Raw genomic sequence first — 3,903 nt, 5'->3', positions numbered from 1 at the left:
GCGGCGCTCAGCGGCGGAAGCCCGAGGTCGTCGCGGTCGCGAACCGCTCCGCCGACACGATCGTGTTGTGCAGCAGCATGGTCACGGTCAGCTGCCCGACGCCGCCCGGCACGGGCGTGATGTACGACGCCTTCTCTTTCACTCCCTCGAAATCGACATCGCCGACGATGCGCCCGTCCGGCAGTCGGTTGAATCCGACATCGATCACTACCGCACCGGTGCGCACGATCTGCGGCACGATGAGATTGGGCACGCCCGCGGCGACGACGAGAATGTCGGCGAGCAGCGTGTAGTGGCCGAGGTCGCGCGTCTTGACATGACAGATGCTGACGGTGGCTTCCTGCTGCATCAGCATCAGCGCCGTCGGCTTGCCCACGATGTTGCTCGCGCCGACCACGACGACGTTCTGGCCTTCGATGCGGATGTTCTCGTGCTCCAGCATCTTCTGCACGCCGTAGGGTGTGCAGGGCGAGAACACGGTGCTGCCGGTCACGAGGCCGCCCATGTTGTAGAGATGGAAGCCGTCGACGTCCTTCTCGACCGAGATCGCCTCGATGACGCTGGCGACCCGGATGTGCGGCGGCAGCGGCAGCTGCACCAGGATGCCGTGAATGGCCGGATCGACATTGAGTTCGTCGATCCTCGCCAGCAGCTCTTCCTCGCCGACGCTGGTCGGCAGCTCGATGAGTTCGGAATGGATGCCCGCTTCCCGGCACGCCTTGATCTTGCCGCTCACGTAGGAGCGTGAGGCCGCGCTGTCGCCGACCAGGATGACGGCGAGTCCCGGCGTGATGCCGTGGCGCGCCTTCAGCTCATCGACGCGCACGTGGTATTCCGCGCGCAGCTTGGCTGCGATGGCCCGGCCATCGATGATCCTGGCGGTCATCTCAGCACCACTGTCTTGCTGTCGTTGATGACGACGCGATGCTCCGCATGCCACTTCACTGCACGGTTCAGCACCACGCTTTCGAGATCGGCGCCGATCGCCACCAGCTCTTCCGGGGGCATGGTGTGATCGACCCGCGCGACTTCCTGCTCGATGATCGGGCCTTCGTCGAGATCCGTCGTGACGTAGTGGGCCGTCGCGCCGATCAGCTTTACGCCGCGCGCATGTGCCTGGTGATAGGCCTTCGCGCCCTTGAAGCCCGGCAGGAAGGAATGATGGATGTTGATGGCGCGGCCCGTGAAGTACTTGCAGGCCTCTGCACTCAGGATCTGCATGTAGCGGGCGAGCACCAGCAGATCGCCGTCGGTCTTCTCGAACAGTTCGAACAGACGCTTTTCCTGATCGGCCTTGCGCCCGTCGATCACCGGAAAGTAGTGGAACGGAATGCCGTGCCATTCGGTCAGGCTGCGCATGTCCTGATGATTCGACACCACGGCGACGACCTCGATCGGCAGGGTGCCGGTGCTGTAGCGATGCAGCATGCTGTTGAGGCAGTGACCGTGTTTCGACACGGCCAGCACCGCGCGGCACTTGCGCTTCACTTCGTTGAACTCGTACGCCATGCCGAAGCGCGCGCCGACGGTGCGGGCGAACTCCTTGTCGAGATCGGCCAGCGATGGCGTGCCCTGCCCGTTCGGGTGAAACACGGTGCGCATGAACGACTTCACCGTGTACGGATCGTCGAAGTGCTGCGCCTCGGTGATGAGGCAGTTGTTGGCGGCGAGAAAGCCCGCGACCGCTGCCACGATGCCCGTGGTATCCGGGCAGGAGAGGGTCAGGACGATGCTGGGAGACTTCCCTGCGCCAGGCTGGCGCTCCGCAGCAGATTGCGTGGCGGAGACAGGCGTGCCGGGCAGGGAACCGTCGGACATGGGTCACTCGATCGTCAGGTGAAACGAAAACGGCCGGACCCTGTCGGATCCGGCCGCTTATTTCACCATCTAGCCCCTGTCGCCGTCACGCGCGACGGCGAGGCGATCAATACCGGTAGTGATCCGGCTTGTACGGGCCTTCCTTCGCCACGCCGATGTACTGCGCCTGCTCGTCGGTGAGCTCGGTCAGCTTCACGCCGAGCTTGGCGAGCTGCAGACGCGCGACCTTCTCGTCGAGATGCTTCGGCAGCACGTAGACGCCGATCGGGTATTTCGCCGTGTTGGCGTACAGCTCGATCTGCGCCAGCGTCTGGTTCGCGAACGACGAGCTCATCACGTACGAGGGATGACCCGTGGCGCAGCCCAGGTTCACCAGACGACCTTCCGCCAGCAGGATGATGCGCTTGCCGTCAGGGAAAATGATGTGATCGACCTGGGGCTTGATGTTTTCCCAGGTGTACTGCTTCAGCGACGCGACATCGATCTCGTTGTCGAAGTGGCCGATGTTGCAGACGATGGCGTTGTTCTTCATCTTCTTCATGTGATCGTGCGTGATCACATGGAAGTTGCCGGTGGTGGTGACGAAGATGTCGCCCTTGTCGGCGGCCTCTTCCATCGTCACGACGCGGTAGCCTTCCATCGCGGCCTGCAGCGCACAGATCGGATCGATTTCCGTGATCCATACCTGGGCGGAGAGCGAACGCAGCGCCTGGGCCGAACCCTTGCCCACGTCGCCGTAGCCGGCAACGATCGCGACCTTGCCGGCGATCATGACGTCGGTCGCGCGCTTGATGCCGTCGAGCAGCGATTCGCGACAGCCGTAGAGGTTGTCGAACTTGCTCTTGGTGACCGAGTCGTTGACGTTGATGGCCGGGAACGCGAGCTTGCCTTCCTTCGCCATCTGGTAGAGACGCTTCACGCCGGTGGTGGTTTCTTCCGACACGCCCTTGATCTGCTTCAGGCGGGTCGAATACCACTTCGGATCTTTCTTGAGATAACGCTTGATCGAGTTGAAGAGGCAGATCTCTTCTTCGCTGCCCGGCTTCGCCAGCACGCCGATGTCGGATTCGGCGCGCGTGCCCAGATGCAACAGCAGCGTCGCATCGCCGCCGTCGTCCAGGATCATGTTCGAGTAGCCGTTGTCCGGCCATTCGAAGATGCGGTGGGTGAATTCCCAGTAGTCGTCCAGCGATTCGCCCTTGAAGGCGAACACGGCGGTGCCGCGCTCGGCAATCGCCGCGGCGGCGTGATCCTGCGTCGAGAACACGTTGCACGAGGCCCAGCGCACGTCGGCGCCGAGTGCCTGCAGCGTCTCGATCAGCACCGCGGTCTGGATGGTCATGTGCAGCGAGCCGGTGATGCGCGCGCCCTTCAGCGGCTGGCTCCTGGCGAATTCCTCGCGGATCGCCATCAGGCCCGGCATTTCGGTTTCGGCGATCAGGATTTCCTTGCGGCCCCATGAGGCCAGCGACAGATCGGCGACGTGGAAATCGCCGGAAGCAGGTTTGACGACTGCGCTCATTTCTCGAATCTCCAGTTGAACGTCAGGGCGCCGTTGCCGTTGAAGGCAGCCCGCCGAGCCTGGCAGATCGACTCTGCTGCAGCGCCCCTCGGCAAGCGTGTAGGTCAGGCTTTAGCCTGACTCCGAAGAGGCCGGCTGAAGCCGGCCCCACAAAAAAAAGAAACCCGGACGCCGTCAGCCGTTGGCTGCGAGCTTCACGCCCGCATCCGCCGCCAGCGCCTCGGCCTTGTCCGTCTTCTCCCAGGAGAATTCCGGCTCGTTGCGGCCGAAGTGGCCGTACGCCGCAGTCTTCTGATAGATCGGACGCAGCAGGTCGAGCATCTGGATGATGCCCTTCGGACGCAGGTCGAAGTGCTTGGCGACCAGCTCTTCCAGCTTCTCGTCGGACACTTTGCCGGTGCCGAAGGTGGTCACCATGATGCTGGTGGGGCGCGCGACGCCGATGGCGTACGACACCTGCACCTGCGCCTTGGTCGCAAGACCGGAAGCGACGATGTTCTTGGCGACGTAGCGCGCGGCATAGGCGGCCGAGCGATCGACCTTGGTCGGATCCTTGCCGGAGA

At 63.4% G+C, this 3,903-nt stretch carries 4 protein-coding genes and 1 riboswitch; all 4 genes read right to left on the bottom strand.

Annotated elements, in window-relative coordinates:
- Positions 1–7: 7 nt before the first annotated feature.
- Positions 8–886 carry a bifunctional 5,10-methylenetetrahydrofolate dehydrogenase/5,10-methenyltetrahydrofolate cyclohydrolase gene (locus V7D81_RS22950; protein ID WP_324320706.1) on the bottom strand — a complete coding sequence of 293 codons (879 nt, stop codon included), beginning with the start codon at positions 884–886 and terminating at the stop codon, positions 8–10.
- Complete coding sequence (gene purU / locus V7D81_RS22945) at positions 883–1,818, bottom strand: formyltetrahydrofolate deformylase (protein WP_324320704.1); 936 nt, start codon at positions 1,816–1,818, stop codon at positions 883–885. The genes V7D81_RS22950 and purU overlap by 4 nt, the downstream gene beginning before the upstream one ends.
- A 106-nt stretch (positions 1,819–1,924) precedes the next feature.
- Positions 1,925–3,340: an adenosylhomocysteinase gene (ahcY, locus tag V7D81_RS22940; RefSeq protein ID WP_324320702.1), complete on the bottom strand. Its 1,416-nt coding sequence runs from the start codon at positions 3,338–3,340 to the stop codon at positions 1,925–1,927.
- A gap of 18 nt (positions 3,341–3,358) precedes the next feature.
- Positions 3,359–3,436: riboswitch (S-adenosyl-L-homocysteine riboswitch) on the bottom strand.
- Between the two features lie 78 nt (positions 3,437–3,514).
- Positions 3,515–3,903, bottom strand: a 389-nt coding sequence (locus V7D81_RS22935) for a methionine adenosyltransferase domain-containing protein (protein ID WP_324320700.1), incomplete at its 5' end; no start/stop codon positions are given.

Origin of the sequence: Povalibacter sp., from assembly GCF_036735925.1 — a bacterium.
Lineage (GTDB): Bacteria > Pseudomonadota > Gammaproteobacteria > Steroidobacterales > Steroidobacteraceae > Steroidobacter.
Note: the sequence above shows the minus strand (reverse complement) of the source record. Positions and strands in the feature narration are given on the sequence as shown.

What these genes read in the sequence shown, in the direction of transcription:
- V7D81_RS22950 (WP_324320706.1), bottom strand. Translation starts at nt 886, where the DNA reads ATGACCGCCAGGATCATCGATGGCCGGGCCATCGCAGCCAAGCTGCGC.
- purU (WP_324320704.1), bottom strand. Translation starts at nt 1,818, where the DNA reads ATGTCCGACGGTTCCCTGCCCGGCACGCCTGTCTCCGCCACGCAATCT.
- ahcY (WP_324320702.1), bottom strand. Translation starts at nt 3,340, where the DNA reads ATGAGCGCAGTCGTCAAACCTGCTTCCGGCGATTTCCACGTCGCCGAT.